Below are 18,299 nucleotides of genomic sequence, written 5' to 3' on the forward strand. Positions count from 1 at the left end.
GAAAAAAGCAATCTACGTCAACTACTTGGTGCGTTGGTCTCAATTGATTAACCGCCTTTTTTTATACAAACGGAGATTGGTTGAACAGGCAATTAATCTTCATCGACAATGAGTTTATAAATTGTCTTTGAGTCTTTCTCGGAAAGAAATGTGTTCTTTTCGAGGTTATTAACCCGGACCCTTATATTATTGTCAGGAGAAAGTGCCCATATCGAATACTTACTGTTTATCATAAAATCGGGATAACTACTTTTGCCGCTATCGTCTTCCCAATTTGCGTTACTTAAGACTTTAAAGAAAATATCCACTTTTTCTTTGTCAGTTATTTCTTTTATTTGCTGATATTCTCCCTTATTTTCATTAGAAAGTTCTTGGATAACAAGTCTTTCTTCTGAATTAAACTTCAATCTTTCGCCCCCAAGCTTCGAACTAACTTCCTCCATGCAACCGCCAAGTAAAATAACTGTTAGCATTAAAATGAGTGTTATGAGTCTTTTGGTCATTGAATTCCCTCCCTGACAACTATTCCTTTTTCTAATTAGACGATCTTTGAACTTTATTGTATCAGATTCCAGTAAATTCCTTTAGTTGATAAAAAAATTTATTAATCCAGGAAGGTCTAATGTTCCTTCTTGTTGAATCACTTACTGAATAAACCAGGCAGATTAGGGGAGAACGTGGGGAAATAAGATGACTTATGAATTTGATGTTTTGACACAAGAGCAAGCTGAAAATATAGCATATAAATGGCGTTATGGCGGTGAATATTCTTTTTATAATATGGATGCGGATGAAGAAGATTTAGCTGAATTCTTGAACCACAAAAAACGAGGAAACTTTACATACGCTGTTACAGAAAGAAATGAATTGATTGGGTACTTAAGTGTTATCAGAATTTCCGATAAAACTTTTGATATTGGATTAGGAATGAGACCGGATTTAACCGGGAAAGGCAAAGGGATAGGATTTATAAAAGAGGCTATCCACTTTATTCAATCAGAATTTAGACCTGAGAAAATCACCTTATCAGTTGCAACCTTTAATCAAAGGGCAATTAAAGCATATAGGAAAGTTGGATTTGTTGAAACGAAGACTTTTAAGCAAGATACAAATGGTAGCACATTTGAATTTCTTAAGATGGTATATGAATGTAAATAGTCTTATATTAAAAAGTCTGAAAGAACATTAATAACAGAAAATAAATTTACAGGTGATAATTGTGAAATTTCATATATCAGGCGATGATACAAAAATACAGATTGAAGTAATATCCAGAAGCCACCCCACTTTTACGGATTATTGGGATGGTAATTGGATTACGTCAACAATAAAAATAGAAATCCCAGGATATAAAGCTCAATTCAGCGCAGATTTAAGAACAGATGAATTAAGGGTTTTTGTTAATGAGCTAAAAATAATGGATCAAAAGCTAAGAGGTAAAGCTAGTCTGATCAATTTGGATGGGTATATTGAACTCGAGGGTGAACTTGATAAAAAAGGAAGAGTTTCTTGGGAAGTAGAAACGTGCTATCCAGCAGGGATTGGGGCTGTTTTAAAATTTGATTTCTGCTCAGACCAATCCTATTTAAAAGCTATAATAAAAGAAATAGAATCAATTCTATCTGTCTTTCCTGTGCTAGGAAAACCATAATTCACACTGTTGGGCTATATACTAGTTCAGTTTTAACTCTCCAACTAAACCAGCAGGTTAAGAAAAACTTAGATTATATTTTAAAATCAACTTAAATAGCCTATTAATTATTAGTTGAAGATACCTTAATTACTTAATAATTAGGAGGGTTTTTTTTTGAAGATAAATGATACTGTACCGTATTTTTTGGATAACTATCAACCTTCTATAAATTTCTTGCGGAGCTACTATATGAAGTTTCCAGGGATTTTTAAAGAGTACTTTTTATATCATTGCAAAGACACCGAAGAAAGGCATAGTCAGTCAATAAAAAGGTATCCTCAAGTCCTGGCTTCCATCAAGTTAATCCACAACGAAATTGAAACTATTATAAAAAAAGTAGCGCAAAATTACTTGGATATGTATCAAGTGAATTTTCCTATTGATGTAAATTTTATTGTCGGTGGTTTTGGTTCCAATGCCTATTCACACAGACAAATAATACCTAGTGTAACTTTTGCGTTAGAAAAATTATCACCAGAAATTAGTCATCTACAAGCCATTATTGCACACGAATTAGGACACGTTACTCATAATATTATTTCAGATAAAGCGGGAAATGACTGGTCAAAAGTGGAGTGGAATAGTCCTCTTACCTGGCTATATCAAGAAGGGGCGGCTACACATTTTTCAAGAAAAACATCGCCTGGGTTGTCGTCTTCCGTTTATTTTTCTTTTGATGATAACGGTGATGAATGGTTAGAATTTGCATCATCTCACAAAAAGGAGATTCAACTTGAGTTTGCAAAAGATCTTGTAAAAAGTCCCCCTCAGGAAGTTTTCCGTGAGTGGTTTTCCATTAATGGCGGCAAAACCTTTGGTTACCCTCGATTGGCATACTTTTTGGGCGATCTGTTGTTTCAAGAAGAAGTTTTACAAGTCGGGGAACTGAACGTAATTATTGCTTGGAAAAATCACAATTTTGAGGAAAGAGTTACTAGGTGGTTGGATTATTAAAAAACACTTATAGATTCAACTAATTTAACAAAATTGTAAAACATTCTACTTAAACGGGTGTAAGATTTGAAAATCGAATGCTTCAGGAGGACTTATGAAATTCTTTAACAAAGTAAGTAATTTCTTTGGATTTACAAAACTAAAAGAAAGATTATTTTGTAACGATAGTGTGGGAATTTCAGAAGTAGATAGGGAATATATAAATCGTATTAAGGGACAAAACCCTTTTGGCATCTTATCAATGTTCTTAGGTGGAGTATCTTTTGCATTTGGACCAATTTATGTTGCTTTTCCCATCATAACTATCATCTTTTGTTTCTTAACTTATGGAACTTTTGATAGGGAAAAAGAAGATAATCCATGGACTTTTTTTATAGGTTTTTGTTTGGCCTTAATAGGCTTATTTATGTATATAAGTGGCGTAGTCCATGAGCTAATAGTATAAATAACGTGCCCCAAAGTATTAGGTGTGAGAATTCTGGAAGATAATGAATAGCTATTCACTTTGTGTTACCATGAAAAAAAGGTGATTAGCGGAGGATGAAACTATGCTGTTTAAAAAGAACTTTACCCAAAAATCAGTAAATGGAGTGCAGATGGGCAACGGATCCATCTCATTTCAAGGTGTAAAACTAAATGTCCATTGTTTTTCCCTCGATGGTGTTCTGATTGATACTGGGGCAAAGTCATTGGAGAAGGAGTTTATCCCATTTTTTAAAGAACTAGAAATTCAGCAAATTGTGATGACGCATTATCATGAGGATCATACCGGCTGTGCCGCTTTATTGCAGAAAGAGCTTCAAGTGTCGCTTTTGATGAATGAAAAGATGATAAAATATTGTACGAAGAAGCCGGATTATCCGCTGTATCGTCAATTATATTGGGGAAGGCGCAGGCCGTTTCGGGCAGAATCGATTGGAGATTCGTTTTCTTCTGCAAATGCCCTATGGAATGTAATCAAGACCCCGGGTCACTCTCAAGATCACACGGCATTTTTAAACAGTGAAACCGGTCAGCTTTTTACGGGCGACCTCTATTGCCAAGAGAAGACAAAGGTAGTCTTGCAGGAGGAAAGCATTCCCGATATTATCGAGTCATTGCAAAAAGTACTAACCCATGATTTTACTGATGTATTTTGCAGCCATGCCGGTTACTTGAATGATGGCCGTTCTGCCTTAAAACGAAAGCTGGAGTACCTTCTGGACCTGCAGGGAAATATTTTAAAGCTGTATGATGAGGGCAAGACACCCAAGCAAATTAATGAAACTCTGTTCCCTAAAAAATACCCTATTATTCGTTTTTCCTCCGGTGAATGGGATTCCCTTCATATTGTTCATTCCGTGCTGGGAGAATACCAAAAGATATCTTACTAATCTATAAAATAGGTTAGAAAATATCTCATATAAATTTAATATAATTCACTCAGAAGCTATAATTGTTGGAAATATAAAAAATCTCAGCTCGTGCCAGCATCAATAGAGAAACCCACCCTCACCAATTAAGCCACATCTATGCCACCCATTTATTTATCAATGGAGCACCAGTAGAAGTTATTCAAAGCCTTTTGAGCCACGTCAACTTGACCATCCTCAGTTCGACCGAAGGCACCAAATCAAACCTATTTCATCCGGATAAGTTCGATAAGTGCTTTTCTCTATGCATACATTAAAAAGATGTCTCTTCCAGGAATGGATTTTTTATCTAATTGAAGTAACAATTCAGATTAGGCATGAATAAGAGAATATTTTTACAGAGGGAGAGTTAAATAATTTGGCGATAATTATTGGAATAGCTGTAGTTATAACAATTTTTTCAATAGAAGTACAGCTGAGGAAACTAAATAAAACAAACCAAAAGATAGTTGAATTATTAAACGAAATTAAGAATAGGGAATGAATTAGTTAATTAACACAGGTGGATTAAATGACTTCCTGTTGTTTCAGCCAATCGACTAATTCAGTTGATGGAAGAATCAAGAAATGAGGCGTATGCTGGTTACCTAGAACAACCTTCGATTTATTACCAGCAAAGCAAGTTAGTGAAAAAGAGAGTAATGAGATGCATAGAGACAAATTTAATTCTCAGAAAGAATCGAGGAGAAAAAATGTCCCAAAATGGAATTATCTTAGTGGCTAGTGTATCAATCTTTAGTGATGATAAAGTCTTAATAATAAAAGAGAATAAACCTAATGCTGTTGATAAGTGGAACTTTCCAAGTGGACGTATTGAATATGGTGAAGACATCCTCTATTCAGCTAAGAGGGAAGTTAAAGAGGAAACGGGGTTGGAGGTTAAACTGATTGGTACTACTGGGGTATATAATTTTATCAGTAGTATGAATAGTCAGATTATTTTATTTCACTTTATTGGTGTGATTACTGGAGGTTCCTTATATCTTGAAGAAGATGAAATTACTGATAGCAAGTGGGTTAAAGTGAGTGATCTTGTAACATTTGATAATAAAGATTTGCGAGAACCAATTGTATTAAAGCAAATACTTGATAACTTACTAAAAGAGAAATTACACTCAATTAGCATGTATAATGAGCAACTTTTTAAATAGATCTTCTTTATGCTAGCGTAAGCGTTGATCCAGGAAGGATTAACCGCCTTTTTTGTTGAACTCATTATTGACTAATTTCTTATTCCACAATCGATCCATTATAGTTAAAAAGTTGGAAGCACACCTAAATATACCATCTGTACAAGCTTTATTATAGGGCTTGTTTTTTGGACCAATATGTGGAATATTATGTTAAAATTTTTAGTATATAAAAAAATTGGATGTGCTCAATATGGTTTATGACGTTATTGTGATCGGAGCTGGACAAGCAGGGCTTTCAATAGGTTACTTTTTACAGAAAAGTAACCTCTCTTTTATTATATTAGACAAATCAGCAGAAGTAGGAGAAGTGTGGAAGGATAGGTACGACTCACTTACCTTGTTTACACCACATTATTATAGTTCATTGCCTGGGTTAAAATTAGATGACAATAAGAATACTTATCCAACAAAAGATGAGATTAGTTTATATTTAAAACAATATAAAGAGAAATTCGACCTTCCTGTAAAGTTAAATACTTTTGTACAACAGCTATTTAAAGGTAAGAATTACTTTGAAATATCAACTAATCAAGGGGAATATTTGGCACAAAATGTTGTTATTGCAACGGGGCCTTTTCAAACACCCTTCATACCTGAACTATCGAAAACAATTCCAAGTCGTATTTTTCAACTCCATTCATCCGAATATAAAAACCGAATGCAGTTAAAAGAAGGACCTGTACTGGTTGTTGGAGGAGGAAACTCAGGTTCCCAAATAGCTGCTGAATTATCAAATGAAAGGGATGTTTATCTATCCGTTGGCCACAAAATGAAATTTCTTCCCTTAAATATAGGGGATAAAAGTATTTTTTGGTATTTTGATAAAATGGGAATATATCGTGCTAACTTAGATTCGATAATAGGTAAATTCATAAAAAAGCAGAACGATCCAATCTTTGGGCTCGAACTAAAAAACTTAATAAGAAATAACCTCGTAAAATTAAAACCAAGAGTTAGTTCAGTAGATAATGATTCAATAATTTTTTTAGATAAAAGTGAATTAAAAGTAAACAATATTGTCTGGGCAACTGGGTTTAAACCGAATTTTGAATGGATAAATTCCTCTTTGGAGTTTGTAGAAAATGGCCTCCCGATCCATAAAAGGGGCATTACATCTGTAGAGGGTTTATACTTTCTAGGATTACCCTGGCAATATAGCAGAGGATCTGCCCTTATTCAGGGCGTAGGCAGGGATGCAAAATACCTTTATCATCACATTTTATCTAGTTGAATTTAATGTCATATTTGAATGTTTGAAAGAAGAATGGAAAACAGAGAGATAAACTTTTCCACCATAGAACTAAATAAACAGTAAAAAAAGCTTTGGGACTCCCAAAGCTTTTTTTACTAACTTATTTTTGTTTTTTAATTAGTAACATAAACACAATTATCAATGAGAAAGCTGTGAATGCTAAAAATGGAATGGTAATAAAATCAAGCCAATTTATATATTGAGCGCTGCAAGGAACACCGCTGGAGCAAGGTTTGATTTCTGCAAAACCAGGGACCTTTTGCTGTAGATAGTGGAATAATGAGACAAACCAACCGATGACTGCCATAGGCAAGACGAAACGCTTTACAGTTGAATCATTTTGAAAGGTTCCTATGCCAAGTATTAATACTAATGGGTACATTAGTATTCGCTGATACCAGCAAAGCTCACAAGGAATGAAGGCGCGTATTTCACTAAAATAAAGACTGCCTAAAGTGGCAACAATTGATACAAGCCATGCAAGATAAAGAGAATATTTCCTTAGACTATCCATCATTATTTATCCTCTAACGCCTGATCAATGAGGAGTTTGATTTGTTCGTAATCGAAAGGATCCTCAACCATCGTTCCATTCATCATGATACTTGGTGTAAGTTCAACTTTAAACTCTTCAACTAACTGTGAATCTTTATTAACTTCCTCTATTTCTGTTTGATTGTTAATATCATTTTCTAATTGTTTTACATCAATGTTGGGAATTCCGGAGGCAATCTCCAATATCTTTTCATTGGTGATCCAAAGGTCATCATGGTTTTCTGCTGGTTGAGCCTTAAACATTTCTTTATTGAAAGTCCAATAGCTTTCTGGATTTTGCTTGAATACAGATTCTGCAGCAAGAGAACCTAATTTTGATTCTTCACCATGAAAAAGAACATTAATATAGGCAAACTTAACTTTACCTGTTTCTACATAATCCTTTACAAGTTGAGGGTAGAAGTTTTGACTCCATGCTTTACATGCAGGGCACTTAAAGTCCCCAAATTCTACAACCGTCACTGGTGCATCTGGGTCACCTAATACAGGCTGTCCTTCAATTGATGGTTGTTTATCAAAGCTAACATTATTAGATGTATCTGATTTCATATTATTTACTGCTACCAAAGCGACTAATAAGGCAAAAATAATGATGGTTATAACTACAGCCATCTTAAATGGTTTGTTTGTTTTGTTGTTCATTTTAACACCTCTTCATAGTTTTAATGAGGAAAACATTTGTGTTCTATTGAAGACTGAGTACAAGAGATAAATATCCGGATATTACAAATAAGAAGCACATGAAAAACGAAATGATGATTGGAACTTTCCTGATGAATGACAGAATGATGAGTGCCAAGAAAACAAAGGATAAAGTCAAAAACGATAAACTGATCCAGTTTACAGAGAATTGGACGACTAATTCTGGATCAATATTCCCCCTGAATATTGTTGAAAAAAGCTTTGAAACTCCTTCAGTTTGAATTGTCAATGCAATTTCATGAGGTGGCGACTGCTGCCCTAATGCTGCAGTAACAGAAAAAATGAAAAGGATCACGATGCTTTCAGCTCTTGTCCATGGGATTGGATTATACGATGAATCCACCAGCAACTTTTTTCGAACGAGAAAACTATTAATAAAGGCATAAGCCATTAAGGGAAGGATGAGCAAATGCTTTAATAAAAGAGCTTGTCCATAAGAGATACTCCAGGAAGTCGGGTATTCCTTAAATTCCACAACGAACGACATCAGGATTAAACCGGATAGGATTGTTGCAGCAAAGCCAATCATAGCCAGAGGTCTGAACCACCTTAAAAATGATAACCAGTTGGATTGATTGGTTGAGAACCAGCTTACGACAATCAGAACACCTACCCAAACACTTACAGCGGTAAAGTGAGCCGAATGGGTCAGGAACCCTTTCCATTGATCAAGTGAGCTAGCATGACTCGACCATCCAAGGGCTAATATTAATAGAATGGTAAAAGCTAGTCCAATCAAAGCATAAATTGTCCTTTTTCGATAATCAATCCAGACAATATAGATAAATAGTAGATTTGCAAGGATAAAGGTAAGAATCCAGGCTTTTCCGACTTCAAAAGTGTAGAGCACGGATTGAAAAGTAGTTAAGAAGCCTAAGTCATGATATAAATGAAGAATTAATGATAATACCGGAATAAAGGAAAATAAGGCTATACCGCCTGTGGCAGACATCAGAATCCCCTTTGGTATCCTAATTTCTGGCTTGTACGAATGTGGTACCAAGCTTAAAACAAAGGCCCCCATGAGAAGGGAGAAGCATAGATAAAGTAGTGTTTCGCTGATGATGGTTATCGTGATCATGGTTACTTCTTCCTTCTAAAAAAGATCAAGAATGTCCCTATAATGATAAGGGTCAAAATGACCAATATTGTTAATAAAACAGAATCCGACAATGATTCTTGCTGGTTTTCCGTTTTGTTTGATGAATGCGGGGCAGAATTTGTATCATCCCCAAGTTCTTTTTCTTCTTCAACGGGTTTTTCCTTTAACTCCTCTTGTTCCATTTCAACAAAGAAGGTAAATTCCCCCTCAATTGGATGGCCATCTGCGCCGATGATCGCCCATTGTACGAGATATTCCCCATTTTCTAAGGGTTGTTCGACAGATCCTGTCATTTGTTTTTCGTTCAAGGTAATATTGGCGATAGGTACAACAGGTCCATTAACAACATATACTTTGAATGTGCTGCCTTGTTCTATTTTTGTTTCAAAGTCCAATGATATATCCTGGACTTGTTCCGATACAACTTCACCATCTTTTGGTGAAGAGTTTTCTAAGCCTGTATGTGCTGCCACAGTGTTTGTGAAAGTAAACAGCAACAGAAAAGATAAAAGGGTGTTTTTAATCATTTCTAACCTCCGAATAGTACTAACCGTTTTCTATTTTAACAAAGTTACCTTAACAGTCAAACAGATGTTAGAATGTAAAATGTGACAACTTTTCAAACAAATTATTTAATTGATTCCTAAACCAATCTCTATGTTATATATTTTTTAAAAAAGATCATGTTTGTCCTATATAGGAGGAAATTATAATGAAGAGGTTAATATTATTAATTCTTAGTACAATGTTCGTGTTTGTTGGATGTTCCAACAAAACGACGGATGATCCAGAAGTGCCTGAATTGATTGAAGTAGCTGTAGAGACAACGCCGGCAACGTTAACAGTAAACCAATCCATAAGAATTGATGCCAAAGTCACCCAAGGAAAAGAAGTGGTTAAGGACACAGATGAAATGAAGTTTGAGATATGGAAAGACGGTCAAGCTGATGACAAGCACGAAAAGATTTCAGGAAAATTGGATAAGAAAAAGGGCGTGTACTATGCAGAAAAAGTGTTTGATGAACCAGGCAAATACAATGTAATTGCACATGTAACAGCCAGAAATATGCACAATATGCCGAAAGTCCAACTAGAAGTAGGCGAATAATAGGTAGACACAGAAAGAATGGGCTTCCATTCTTTTTTTGTTAATCATATTTTCTTAACTAACTTCGTTAAAAATCCCTATTTTTCTCAACAGTAATTACGTCTGTGAAAGAAACAATAAAACAAATACATATGGTAATCGAATCGAATAAAGGGAATTATGCAGTCCCTAAAGTTTGACCATAGCCAAAAGGATTTTTTGGTGTAATACTCTAATAATCGTTTGACTATTTGAAATGCATTGCATATACTGATACTCAAATAAATGTTTGAATGAGAGGTGAGGTCGTTTGAAACATGATGATGTGTGTGAGATCACTTGTTTTGATGGTCCTAAAGTGAACCGGGTAAAGGAATCTTTATCTAAACATAATACATTTTCTGTTTCTAAAGTGTTCAAAGCATTGGCAGACGATACACGATTAAAAATTGCTTTTGCATTAAGTGAGGAAGATGAGCTTTGTGTGTGTGACGTCGCCAATATTGTAGAATGTACAACAGCAACTGCTTCACACCATTTACGCCTGCTCCGCAACATGGGTCTGGCAAAACATCGTAAAGATGGAAAGCTGGTGTTTTACTCTTTAGATGATGAACATGTAAAACAACTGATTCAACTAACCTTCACTCATGAAAAGGAGGGGAAAGTGCATGGATAAAGCGATTGAACAATCAGCCGAAAAACATGTATACCGTATACAGGGATTCACCTGAGCAGGCTGTGCGACTACGTTCGAAAAGAACGTAAAACACCTGGAGGGTGTTTCAGATGCAAGTGTGAACTTTGGCGCTTCCAAACTTGTTTTATACGGGAATGCTTCCATTGAACAACTTGAAAAAGCCGGAGCATTCGAGAATCTTAAAGTCATACCGGAGAAGGAACGATTTGAAGAAAAGAAAGAGCCATTTTTGAAAAAGCATGCTACGGTCATTACCTCATTTGTTTTCTTGCTGATGGGATGGATTTCCGGACAATTGAATGGAGAAGAGAATATAGCCTCCATTATTGCATACGCAGCCTCGATCCTAATTGGAGGCTACCGACTGTTTAACACTGGGTTGAAAAACCTGTTTCGATTAAATTTTGATATGAAAACCTTGATGACCATTGCCGTCATTGGTGCAGCCTTCATTGGTGAATGGGGAGAAGGTGCCACAGTTGTCATCCTGTTTGCCATTAGTGAAGCCCTTGAAACCTACTCAATGGATAAAGCCCGTCAATCCATTCGATCATTAATGGACATTGCACCAAGGGAAGCCTTGATTAGAAGAGGAAATCAGGAACTGATGATCCAGGTCGATGAAATTCGAATTGGAGACATTATGATTGTCAAACCCGGGCAAAAAATTGCGATGGATGGCACTGTAATGAAAGGAACCTCTTCTATAAACCAGGCAGCGATCACTGGGGAGTCCGTGCCAGTGGCTAAAACGATCGATGATGAAGTTTTTGCCGGAACCCTTAATGAAGAAGGACTGCTCGAGGTTAAAGTAACCAAACATGTAGACGACACGACCATTGCGAAGATTATCCATCTAGTTGAAGAAGCACAAGCAGAGCGAGCACCTTCCCAGGCGTTTGTCGATCGCTTTGCTAAGTATTATACACCTGCCATTATGTTGATTGCTCTAGGTGTTGCCGTAATTCCTCCGCTTTTCGGAGCTGACTGGAACACCTGGATTTATCAAGGTTTAGCAGTGTTAGTGGTCGGCTGTCCATGTGCCCTTGTGGTTTCCACTCCTGTCTCAATTGTTACCGCAATCGGAAACGCAGCCCGAAACGGCGTGTTAATTAAGGGTGGAATTCATTTAGAAGAAATGGGATCGATAAAAGCCATTGCTTTTGATAAAACAGGAACATTAACAAAAGGGGTTCCTGTCGTCACTGATTATCTTCCGCAAGATGGAGCATCAAAAGAACAATTAAAAATCATAGCTGCTCTAGAAAACGGGTCGCAGCATCCACTGGCTTCCGCGATCATGAAAAAGGCAGAGGAAGAAAATCTGGATTATCAAAGTGTTGATATTAAGGAATTTTCTTCGATAACGGGTAAAGGAATAAAAGGGGACATCAAGGGTGAGACATATTTTGTTGGCAGCCCGAATCTATTTGAAGAAATTCTCACTGACGGAATCGAGGCCGAACTAAAAGAGAAAATTGAAACCTTACAAAGCCAGGGGAAAACCGTGATGGTTGCTGGTACATCAACGGAAGTAACGGCGTTGATCGCTGTTGCAGATGAAGTGAGAGAAACGAGTCAAACAGTGATTCAAAAACTTCATGCTTTGGGTATCGAGAAAACAATCATGTTAACTGGAGATAACTTTAGGACTGCGAATGCCATCGGAAAGCAAGTAGGCGTTTCGGATATTAAAGCAGAGCTTTTACCGCATGATAAGCTTAACTACATCAAAGACCTAAGAAAAGAATTTAACCGCGTTTCCATGGTCGGTGATGGAGTAAACGATGCACCTGCTCTTGCAGCCTCAACTGTTGGGGTGGCCATGGGAGGTGCAGGGACAGATACAGCATTAGAAACGGCCGATATTGCCCTGATGGCTGATGACTTAGGGAAGCTGCCTTTTACGGTAAAACTAAGCAGAAAAGCTTTAGCGATTATTAAGCAGAATATAACCTTCTCATTAGGTATAAAGCTTGTTGCGTTATTGCTTGTAATTCCTGGGTGGCTTACGCTCTGGATCGCGATATTTGCAGATATGGGTGCCACTTTACTTGTTACCTTAAACAGCCTTAGACTTCTCGGAGTTAAAGACAAATAAACAATAGCTTCCCAGGAATGGGAAGCTTCTTTTTAACTGACAAATGATGAATCGAAATAGTTTCTGTTGATATCAATAAGCAGCGATGCACTGAGTAGAATAAGATGAAAGAAAAAAAGATATATCATTCACTTCTATCCATGGTAATGTTTATGCTTCCAACAGCAGTAATTTCATTCATACCTATAAGCTGTACTTCTATATGGACATGAAGAAAGGGCTTGTCGATTTTCACCAACAATAAGTCCCTTGTTTGTTGAAAATGAATTGGGAACTTTTTGCAGAGGAATTTCGTATGTAAAAAGAGGTGAATACAGGTGTTGCGAAGGTTAAAGCTCAGCTTCTATATCGTGGGCGGCAGTTATGCAGCTCTTTTCCTAATCTTATTTCTTATGATCGGGAAATTCGATGGTAATATGGTTGGAGTTTCGGGATTAATAATAGGTTTTATACTCTTAAATGCTGCTTTACCTTTTCACAAGCTCGGTTACTTCGGAGGAAGAGGGCTAATGGGTGTGCAATCACCCGAGATACCGGGCGATGAACATCTGCACCATAAGATCCACAAACAATACGAGAAAGAACAAATCGGTCAAAAGCAAAAAGCAGCTAATCACCGACAGGATGTCCTTACAATTGCAGGGATATTCATCATTTTAATTGCCGTTTTCTTAATATAAATTGAAGTCTTGATTTTTCCTTTTAGTGCCAATGGAACTTTTAACAATGTGTCCAAAATTTGATGGTAAATGTGAAACAATAAGGAGTGCTATTATGTCGGATAAAAAGCCTATTAATGATGCAATGGAACATATGAGCAGAATCGAAGGAATACCAACTGATGTGAATCTGAAAAAGTTGCCTAAGCCATTAAGGTATTTTGGTTATTTTATGATTGGCTTCTTTACTCTTTCCATACTCTTTATCATAATCGCTAATCTTTTGAAATAACAATAAAGGTGATCGATCAGAAGGAAACTAATTGTTCTGTGCTAGTAAATGCATTTAAGCTAGTTAATATAGGTAAATGGTACGTTCTTTTGCTTCCTCCTGAATTTCAGACCGGCAAATTGGCATTCTATTATTGTTTTAGTTAGAATGGAACTAATTCGTACAATTGAGGGAGTATTAAAATGGGACATTCTAACCATCAGATAAAAGTGAACAAAAATGAATTCATATGGAATAGCCAGGAAGGGGAGCTGACTTTTGATGGCGCTCCTGCTTTGCTTTTCTGGGATTCGGCGATTGAGTTGTTCCTGAATACGATTGAAGAAATTTCCGGAAGTGATGTGTCAACTACTGTGTATGAAGTGACCGGATTCCGCATGGGCAAGCTTGTTAGCTCTTATTATGAGGGCAGGACCGATGTGGTTGAGTTGCTGAATGAATATAGTGATATATACAAGAGCGCAGGCTGGGGAGTTTTCGAAATTCATGATTACTCTTATGAAGAGAAAAGAGCTGTCTTGAGAATCCGCAATAGCTGGGAACACCGCATTTTCAAGCTGGCTGGTAAAAATAAGGCCGGAGTATTGCTGCCAAGCCATTGGGCCGGTATTTTCAGCGGACTATTCAAGCAAGACATGTGGTATAAAATGACCAAAAGCCAACAGGAAGGCCATGAATATGATGAGGTTGAAATCTTCCCATCTGCAGTGACCATTACGCATAACATTCATGAACTTGCAAGAAAAAAAGAGCAGGAAAGCATCATGGAATTGGAAAAGAAGGTAGAGGCCCGAACAGAAGAGCTCTCCTCCTTGATACAAGAGCTCTCCTCGCCAATCATTCCGGTTCTGAAGGGGATCCTTGTCCTCCCGTTGATTGGTAAATACAACGAAGAGCGGCTTACCAACATGATTGAAAAATCATTGGTTGAACTCACAAGGCTAAAGGCAAAATATCTTTTGATTGATTTAACAGGAATTAAGAACGTAGATCCCTACACCATCCATGGAATCCAAAAATTGATTCAGTCAATCCGCCTGATCGGGGGTCATTGTTTTATTGTCGGTGTGTCTGCGGAACTAAGCATCCAAATCTTAAGTTCCAACGTTAAAATCGAGGGCATCCAATCCTTCTCAAGCCTGCAGCAAGGCGTTGAATATGCCATCCAACAGAATGGATATGAATTGGTGGAGAAGAAATAAAAATGAGGCTGAACCTGGGATTCCTGGTTCAGCCTTTTTCTTCTAGTAAGTTTCCCAAAGGAAGTACCTAATCATAACCTAGTGCATTATCTTTTTTCGGCTAACAATATGAAATGATCTATCTACATTGCCAAATGATGGAGTGGATCTATTCTCATTCAACCTATAGCCGCTGCATTTCAAATGGATGTTTATGTCCCTTCATAAAGGGAAAGAAATGAAGGAACATACATCGTAGAATAGGAGATGATAGAAATGAAATTCAAAAATGTACTATTGTCTATCCCATTAGGTGCAGGAATTATGTTGGCCGGTTGCGCTGCGGATGAAGAGCCGCCACCGGAAGATGAAAATAACATGGAAAACATAGAAGAGCAGGAAGATAACCAAGAACCAGACGTAACTGAAGAGCCTAGTGAAGAAAATCCTGATGAAGAAGAACCAGATTTAGATGAAGAGCCTAGCGAAGAAAATAACAATTAATACTGAGGAAAACGCCTGTCATTATACAGGCGTTTTTTAGCGTTTTGAAACAAATATAGTTTGTTTTAGGACATATGTCCTTCCCGAACCCTCTTGTTCTGTCATTTAATTAATACAAACATGAGATTTGGGGAGAGAGAAATGAAAGGTTTAATTTTTGCTTTTTTAGGGGGAGCTTTTATCACGCTGCAGGGAGTGGCTAATGCGAGGATCAGCCAGGATATCGGTACATGGCAGACGGCTTCGATTACACAACTTACCGGGTTTTTAGCTGCTCTGTTGGTCTTGATTTTTGCTGTAAAAGGACAATGGCAAGGACTGAGAAAAGTGAGGCCGCTTTATTTGATTGGCGGTACCTTTGGGGCGATTGTTGTCTTTAGTAACGTGACTGCAATCCATTTTATTGGTGTCACTCTAACAGTTTCTGCGATGTTGATCGCACAGCTTGGGATGACGTTCCTGATTGACCGGAACGGATGGTTCGGAGGAAAGAAACAAAAAATGAGGATACCACAGCTAATTGGCATTACAATGATGGTAGCAGGTGTAATGATTCTAGGTTGGTAATCGAAGGGTTTAACAAGATTAAAGGGGCATGAAAGCTTATGAAAGAATTAAAAGCAACGGAACAGATTGAAACGTATTTGAAGTCTCACCAGATACAATCATTATTTAATGAGGAGATCATCCCATACTTAACACTATTTGAATTTGGAAAAGGGGAGCAAATCTGTTCCCAAGGTGAGGCTGTTGAGTATCTATATATACTGGTTAAGGGGAAAGTGAAGATTTTCACCACGTCCGAAGAGGGTAAAACATTGATTCTTTCCTTTAAAACTCCGCTTGAAGTCATTGGCGATATTGAATATGTGCAGGAAATTGATACGATCAATACCGTTGAGGCAGTTTCTCCTGTCGTCATGATTGGAGTCCGGCAAACTGTGCTGCGAAGATTTTTAAAAGATCACTCTCCATTCCTGCAATTTTTGCTGAAAATCATAACAAGGAAATTCTATATCAAATCCCAGTTCATGCGCCATAACATCCTATACCCGGTAGAGACTCGATTAGCCAGCTATCTCGTTTCTGTCGCCTATGATGAAAACGAAGCGCTGGTCAATGGGAAGGTAAGTACATCGAACCTCACTGACATTGCCAATTTAATTGGAACAAGCTACCGCCATCTCAACAGGGTCATTAAGGAATTCTCCTTAAATGGCCTGGTTGAGCGAAACAACGGCGCAATCGTAATCAAGGATTTGGAAGGACTCAAATCTCTTGCTAAGGAAAATCTTTATGAATAGGGAGGGTAAACGATGCTTTTAGGCTTACTATTTGCATTAATGGCTGGCACGCTTGTCGGCCTGCAAAATATTTTTAACAGCAAGGTCAATGAAAAAGCGGGCTCATGGACGACAACGACCTTAGTATTAGGGTTAGGATTCGTGGCATCCTTCATCCTCGGCCTGTTCTTTGAAGGAAGCAAAATGTTCGATCTGCAGCAAATGAAAGGTTGGTACTGGTTCAGCGGCTTGCTCGGAATCGGAGTCGTTGCAGGCATCGTCCAGGCCATAAGGTATCTCGGGCCGACCTTCGCGATCTCAATCGTGTTGACTTCACAGCTCGGTTTTGCGGTATTATGGGATTCATTAGGCTGGATGGGATTGGAGAAGGTACCGTTTACTTTCCAACAATTCCTCGGTGTTCTCGTCATAATTGCTGGAGCGATTGTCTTTAAGTGGAGCGAAGGCAGGAAGAAAAAGCTGAGGTTATATCTTCCCGACATGATCCAAAAGCAGAAGTATCATAACCAATCGTATAGTGAAAAATTTATAAGGAAATCTTAGACGGCAGGTCGATAACTGCCGTTTTTATTTTGTAGTGATTATGCCAATAAGTTGATTTGAAATAGTTGAAATTATATAAATCCTTATAATAATGGTATAATCGATAAAAAGAAAAAACGGATCTGTTTATAGGAGCTGAATTTGTGAATCCAATCGAAAGATTTTCTAAATACCTACAAGATCATGCAGATGAAATCAGTAAGGAAATTACTGATTATAATTTAAAAAAACTCGAAATTGAACTGCCTGCAGAATTCGTCGATCAATCGAGGAAAACGAATAAAGCCTTCGTGGAATTTCTCGGCAACACACTGAACCTGCCAAAGGAAGAGGTGGCGGAGACTTTCATTGCCTGGCATAAAGAACGGCAAGCAAATCGAAGAGAATATCAATTCAGCTATGAGGAGCTCGCCAGTATTCTGAAGCCCTACGCGGAAACACGCCTTCAGCTAATTGAAATGCTGACAAAGATTTCGGTTGGAGAAGGACTAACCACCGAAGAAGTGGTTTTTGTCAATAACCGAATCAGCTACCTGCTCGATTTAAGTATCACGGAAACAATGATGGAGCGGGAAAGGCTTGCAAACGAACAGAACAAAAGGAATCAAAAAATCATTACTGAACTGTCATCGCCAATCGTTCCGCTCGAAGAGGACATGGCCATCCTGCCATTGATCGGCGAGTTCGATTTTGAACGCAGCGACCATATCATGACCCATGTCATTCCAAAGATCAGCGAACTCAGAATCAAGAAACTGATCATCGACTTCTCTGGAATCGCCATGATCGATGCAGAAATAGCAGCTCGCATCTTCAATATCAATAAAGTCCTGAGGCTGATCGGAATTGAGACAATGCTGACAGGAATTCGCCCTGAACTTGCAGTCGATGTCATCAACACAGGAGTCGATTTCTCTAAATTGACCACTTATGGAACAGTACAGCAGGCAATTTTGGCTAATGCAAAATAAACATGATCACACAAGGCGGCAGTATAAAAACTGTCGATTTATTGCATGAATAATCAAAGGGAAGCCTTTCCATTGGAAAATTGCAGTTGGATAG

At 37.6% G+C, this 18,299-nt stretch carries 24 protein-coding genes; 19 read left to right on the forward strand and 5 right to left on the reverse strand.

The features are described from left to right. Positions 1-92: 92 nt before the first annotated feature. On the reverse strand, positions 93-503 hold the full coding sequence (locus AC0VX7_RS10860; RefSeq protein WP_475427828.1) for a hypothetical protein: 411 nt from the start codon (positions 501-503) through the stop codon (positions 93-95). Between the two features lie 187 nt (positions 504-690). On the opposite strand from AC0VX7_RS10860, the gene AC0VX7_RS10865 reads away from it, so the two are divergent. The 8 genes from AC0VX7_RS10865 (at position 691) to AC0VX7_RS10900 (ending at position 6,483) form a co-directional block, all read left to right on the forward strand. Next, positions 691-1,158 (forward strand): GNAT family N-acetyltransferase, encoded by a 468-nt coding sequence (locus tag AC0VX7_RS10865; protein WP_475427829.1) that lies wholly within the window; start codon positions 691-693, stop codon positions 1,156-1,158. Positions 1,159-1,219: 61 nt separating this feature from the next. Beyond that, positions 1,220-1,651 (forward strand): WapI family immunity protein, encoded by a 432-nt coding sequence (locus AC0VX7_RS10870; RefSeq protein WP_475427830.1) that lies wholly within the window; start codon positions 1,220-1,222, stop codon positions 1,649-1,651. 156 nt (positions 1,652-1,807) lie between these two features. Then, entirely contained in the window at positions 1,808-2,647 is an 840-nt protein-coding gene (locus AC0VX7_RS10875; RefSeq protein WP_475427831.1) for a M48 family metalloprotease, read from the forward strand. A gap of 94 nt (positions 2,648-2,741) precedes the next feature. Further along, positions 2,742-3,092, forward strand: a complete 351-nt coding sequence (locus AC0VX7_RS10880; RefSeq protein ID WP_475427832.1) for a cell division protein FtsK — start codon at positions 2,742-2,744, stop codon at positions 3,090-3,092. Positions 3,093-3,195: 103 nt separating this feature from the next. Beyond that, positions 3,196-4,020, forward strand: coding sequence for an MBL fold metallo-hydrolase (locus AC0VX7_RS10885; RefSeq protein ID WP_475427833.1), 825 nt, complete (start codon positions 3,196-3,198; stop codon positions 4,018-4,020). Positions 4,021-4,100: 80 nt separating this feature from the next. After that, a complete protein-coding gene (locus tag AC0VX7_RS10890; RefSeq protein ID WP_475428137.1) occupies positions 4,101-4,316 on the forward strand; it encodes a tyrosine-type recombinase/integrase in 216 nt (71 codons plus the stop codon). A 435-nt stretch (positions 4,317-4,751) separates the two neighbouring features. Beyond that, the gene (locus tag AC0VX7_RS10895; RefSeq protein ID WP_475427834.1) at positions 4,752-5,210 is read left to right on the forward strand and encodes an NUDIX hydrolase; all 459 of its coding nucleotides are present in this window, start codon (positions 4,752-4,754) and stop codon (positions 5,208-5,210) included. Positions 5,211-5,442: 232 nt separating this feature from the next. Continuing rightward, a complete protein-coding gene (locus AC0VX7_RS10900; RefSeq protein WP_475427835.1) occupies positions 5,443-6,483 on the forward strand; it encodes a flavin-containing monooxygenase in 1,041 nt (346 codons plus the stop codon). A gap of 121 nt (positions 6,484-6,604) precedes the next feature. Here the strand turns inward: AC0VX7_RS10900 and AC0VX7_RS10905 are convergent, their stop codons facing one another. From AC0VX7_RS10905 to AC0VX7_RS10920, 4 genes are all read right to left on the reverse strand, one after another. Then, entirely contained in the window at positions 6,605-7,021 is a 417-nt protein-coding gene (locus tag AC0VX7_RS10905; protein ID WP_475427836.1) for a disulfide oxidoreductase, read from the reverse strand. Then, positions 7,021-7,701: a DsbA family protein gene (locus AC0VX7_RS10910; protein ID WP_475427837.1), complete on the reverse strand. Its 681-nt coding sequence runs from the start codon at positions 7,699-7,701 to the stop codon at positions 7,021-7,023. Before AC0VX7_RS10910 ends, AC0VX7_RS10905 begins: the two co-directional genes overlap by 1 nt. Before the next feature lie 43 nt (positions 7,702-7,744). Further along, a complete protein-coding gene (locus AC0VX7_RS10915; protein WP_475427838.1) occupies positions 7,745-8,713 on the reverse strand; it encodes a copper resistance D family protein in 969 nt (322 codons plus the stop codon). A gap of 131 nt (positions 8,714-8,844) precedes the next feature. Continuing rightward, a complete protein-coding gene (locus tag AC0VX7_RS10920; RefSeq protein WP_475427839.1) occupies positions 8,845-9,390 on the reverse strand; it encodes a copper resistance CopC family protein in 546 nt (181 codons plus the stop codon). Between the two features lie 185 nt (positions 9,391-9,575). Between AC0VX7_RS10920 and AC0VX7_RS10925 the strand changes: the two genes are divergently transcribed. From AC0VX7_RS10925 to AC0VX7_RS10975, 11 genes are all read left to right on the forward strand, one after another. Further along, a complete protein-coding gene (locus AC0VX7_RS10925) occupies positions 9,576-9,971 on the forward strand; it encodes a FixH family protein (RefSeq protein ID WP_475427840.1) in 396 nt (131 codons plus the stop codon). A gap of 289 nt (positions 9,972-10,260) precedes the next feature. Then, positions 10,261-10,629, forward strand: a complete 369-nt coding sequence (locus AC0VX7_RS10930) for an ArsR/SmtB family transcription factor (protein WP_475427841.1) — start codon at positions 10,261-10,263, stop codon at positions 10,627-10,629. Next, complete coding sequence (locus AC0VX7_RS10935; protein WP_475427842.1) at positions 10,622-12,751, forward strand: heavy metal translocating P-type ATPase; 2,130 nt, start codon at positions 10,622-10,624, stop codon at positions 12,749-12,751. Before AC0VX7_RS10930 ends, AC0VX7_RS10935 begins: the two co-directional genes overlap by 8 nt. 509 nt (positions 12,752-13,260) lie before the next feature. Beyond that, positions 13,261-13,431: a hypothetical protein gene (locus tag AC0VX7_RS10940; RefSeq protein WP_475427843.1), complete on the forward strand. Its 171-nt coding sequence runs from the start codon at positions 13,261-13,263 to the stop codon at positions 13,429-13,431. Between the two features lie 94 nt (positions 13,432-13,525). After that, the gene (locus AC0VX7_RS10945) at positions 13,526-13,702 is read left to right on the forward strand and encodes an amino acid transporter (protein WP_475427844.1); all 177 of its coding nucleotides are present in this window, start codon (positions 13,526-13,528) and stop codon (positions 13,700-13,702) included. A 182-nt stretch (positions 13,703-13,884) separates the two neighbouring features. Beyond that, positions 13,885-14,904, forward strand: a complete 1,020-nt coding sequence (locus AC0VX7_RS10950; protein ID WP_475427845.1) for an STAS domain-containing protein — start codon at positions 13,885-13,887, stop codon at positions 14,902-14,904. 255 nt (positions 14,905-15,159) lie between these two features. Beyond that, complete coding sequence (locus AC0VX7_RS10955) at positions 15,160-15,387, forward strand: hypothetical protein (RefSeq protein ID WP_215029238.1); 228 nt, start codon at positions 15,160-15,162, stop codon at positions 15,385-15,387. 141 nt (positions 15,388-15,528) lie between these two features. Further along, complete coding sequence (locus AC0VX7_RS10960) at positions 15,529-15,954, forward strand: DMT family transporter (protein ID WP_475427846.1); 426 nt, start codon at positions 15,529-15,531, stop codon at positions 15,952-15,954. 38 nt (positions 15,955-15,992) lie between these two features. After that, complete coding sequence (locus AC0VX7_RS10965) at positions 15,993-16,691, forward strand: Crp/Fnr family transcriptional regulator (RefSeq protein ID WP_475427847.1); 699 nt, start codon at positions 15,993-15,995, stop codon at positions 16,689-16,691. Positions 16,692-16,703: 12 nt separating this feature from the next. Beyond that, positions 16,704-17,234, forward strand: coding sequence for a DMT family transporter (locus tag AC0VX7_RS10970; protein WP_475427848.1), 531 nt, complete (start codon positions 16,704-16,706; stop codon positions 17,232-17,234). A 143-nt stretch (positions 17,235-17,377) separates the two neighbouring features. Next, positions 17,378-18,205, forward strand: coding sequence for an STAS domain-containing protein (locus AC0VX7_RS10975; RefSeq protein WP_475427849.1), 828 nt, complete (start codon positions 17,378-17,380; stop codon positions 18,203-18,205). Positions 18,206-18,299 lie beyond the last annotated feature (94 nt).

It is taken from the genome of Mesobacillus sp. QJM3NY_10 (assembly GCF_056173465.1).

Excerpts from the sequence above, each read along its gene's own strand:
- AC0VX7_RS10860 (WP_475427828.1), bottom strand. The coding sequence starts at position 503 with ATGACCAAAAGACTCATAACACTCATTTTAATGCTAACAGTTATTTTA.
- AC0VX7_RS10865 (WP_475427829.1), top strand. The coding sequence starts at position 691 with ATGACTTATGAATTTGATGTTTTGACACAAGAGCAAGCTGAAAATATA.
- AC0VX7_RS10880 (WP_475427832.1), top strand. The coding sequence starts at position 2,742 with ATGAAATTCTTTAACAAAGTAAGTAATTTCTTTGGATTTACAAAACTA.
- AC0VX7_RS10885 (WP_475427833.1), top strand. The coding sequence starts at position 3,196 with ATGCTGTTTAAAAAGAACTTTACCCAAAAATCAGTAAATGGAGTGCAG.
- AC0VX7_RS10895 (WP_475427834.1), top strand. The coding sequence starts at position 4,752 with ATGTCCCAAAATGGAATTATCTTAGTGGCTAGTGTATCAATCTTTAGT.
- AC0VX7_RS10900 (WP_475427835.1), top strand. The coding sequence starts at position 5,443 with ATGGTTTATGACGTTATTGTGATCGGAGCTGGACAAGCAGGGCTTTCA.
- AC0VX7_RS10905 (WP_475427836.1), bottom strand. The coding sequence starts at position 7,021 with ATGATGGATAGTCTAAGGAAATATTCTCTTTATCTTGCATGGCTTGTA.
- AC0VX7_RS10910 (WP_475427837.1), bottom strand. The coding sequence starts at position 7,701 with ATGAACAACAAAACAAACAAACCATTTAAGATGGCTGTAGTTATAACC.
- AC0VX7_RS10915 (WP_475427838.1), bottom strand. The coding sequence starts at position 8,713 with ATGTCTGCCACAGGCGGTATAGCCTTATTTTCCTTTATTCCGGTATTA.
- AC0VX7_RS10920 (WP_475427839.1), bottom strand. The coding sequence starts at position 9,390 with ATGATTAAAAACACCCTTTTATCTTTTCTGTTGCTGTTTACTTTCACA.
- AC0VX7_RS10925 (WP_475427840.1), top strand. The coding sequence starts at position 9,576 with ATGAAGAGGTTAATATTATTAATTCTTAGTACAATGTTCGTGTTTGTT.
- AC0VX7_RS10940 (WP_475427843.1), top strand. The coding sequence starts at position 13,261 with ATGGGTGTGCAATCACCCGAGATACCGGGCGATGAACATCTGCACCAT.
- AC0VX7_RS10945 (WP_475427844.1), top strand. The coding sequence starts at position 13,526 with ATGTCGGATAAAAAGCCTATTAATGATGCAATGGAACATATGAGCAGA.
- AC0VX7_RS10950 (WP_475427845.1), top strand. The coding sequence starts at position 13,885 with ATGGGACATTCTAACCATCAGATAAAAGTGAACAAAAATGAATTCATA.
- AC0VX7_RS10955 (WP_215029238.1), top strand. The coding sequence starts at position 15,160 with ATGAAATTCAAAAATGTACTATTGTCTATCCCATTAGGTGCAGGAATT.
- AC0VX7_RS10960 (WP_475427846.1), top strand. The coding sequence starts at position 15,529 with ATGAAAGGTTTAATTTTTGCTTTTTTAGGGGGAGCTTTTATCACGCTG.
- AC0VX7_RS10965 (WP_475427847.1), top strand. The coding sequence starts at position 15,993 with ATGAAAGAATTAAAAGCAACGGAACAGATTGAAACGTATTTGAAGTCT.
- AC0VX7_RS10970 (WP_475427848.1), top strand. The coding sequence starts at position 16,704 with ATGCTTTTAGGCTTACTATTTGCATTAATGGCTGGCACGCTTGTCGGC.